The organism is Bartonella sp. MM73XJBT.G, from assembly GCF_028618435.1.
GTDB lineage: Bacteria > Pseudomonadota > Alphaproteobacteria > Rhizobiales > Rhizobiaceae > Bartonella.
This window is the reverse complement of sequence record NZ_JAQISW010000065.1, coordinates 1-1,347: the sequence shown is the minus strand read 5'-3', so window position 1 is coordinate 1,347 and position 1,347 is coordinate 1. Positions and strand designations below refer to the sequence as shown.

Genomic DNA, 1,347 nt, shown 5'->3' with positions numbered 1-1,347 from the left:
TTCATTCACGAATATCCATAAAGAGCTTAAGAATGAGATTACGAAAGTTGTAGGAGACAGTCTTGTTAAGCAAGATAAGGAGACACGTGTCATTGCGGTTGGAGGTGAAAAGAGCGGCACAGAAGTTACTTTTGCAAATGTTGATCATGCAGCACGGACCCTCACAGGTGTGAAGGCAGGAAAGCTTTCAGAAAGATCGGTTGATGCAGTGAATGGTAGTCAGCTTTATTCCTTGAATCAGACGCTTGCGAACTATTTTGGTGGTGGTGCTAAGTATGAAGAAGATAAATGGACAGCACCAAGCTTTAAGATATTGAGCTTCAAAGAAGATGGAAGTTCTGAGGAGACGATTTATGATAATGTTGCAGCCGCCTTTGCTGGTGTAAATCAATCTTTCACGAAGCTTCAACATGATCTTTCAGACAACATTTCTCAGAATGCACTGTTGTGGAGTGATGATGAGAAAGCGTTTGTAGCAATTCATGGCAAAGGAGATGGTAAGCATAATAGTAAGCTGAGCCATCTTGTTGACGGAGATATTTCGGCGGGGTCGACAGAAGCGATTACGGGTAATCAGTTGTATCAGTTGAATCAGACGTTAGCGCTGTATTTAGGAGGTGGAGCGAAGTATGAGAATGGTCAATGGACAGGCCCTCAGTTCCAAGTAAGGCAGTTCAAGAGCGATGGCAGTTCTTCTGAGAGTAAGAGCTATGATAACGTAGCTGGTGCATTTGAAGGAGTTAACGGAAGTTTATCTGGTATTAACGATCGCCTTAATGATGTAGCTGAGAATGTTACCTCGAACGGCTTAAATTGGAATGAAGAATTAGGGAGTTATGATGGTCGTCATAATGGGGTTGATAGTAAGATTACGCATGTAGCGGATGGAGATGTATCGGAAGGCTCGAAAGAAGTTGTTAATGGAGGCCAACTTTGGGAGACGAATAAGAAAGTTGAAGCTGTTGAGGAGCGTGTAGAGAATATAGATCAACATGTTAAGGATGTTGAAAGTGCTGTTACGAATGGAGCTGTTAACTATGATAAGGATGAGTCTGGTCATAAGACGAATAAAGTTACGTTGGTTGGAGGCGATGAAAGTGCTCCTGTTTTGATAGAGAATGTAGGTGATGGTCGTATTGAAAGTGGTTCGAAAGAAGCGGTTAATGGAGGTCAATTGCATGATTACACGGACCAACAGATGAAGATCGTTCTTGATGATGCGAAGAAATATACGGATGATCGTGTGAATGATATAGTAAGCAATGGTGTTAATGAGTCCAAAGCCTATACAGATATGAAGTTTGAAACATTAAATTATGCAGTTGAGGACGTCCGGAAAGAGGCAAG

General features: G+C 41.9%; 1 pseudogene. It reads left to right on the top strand.

From position 1 onward, the window contains the following. Positions 1 to 1,347, top strand: a pseudogene (locus PVV59_RS09770) (hypothetical protein); the annotation flags it as partial.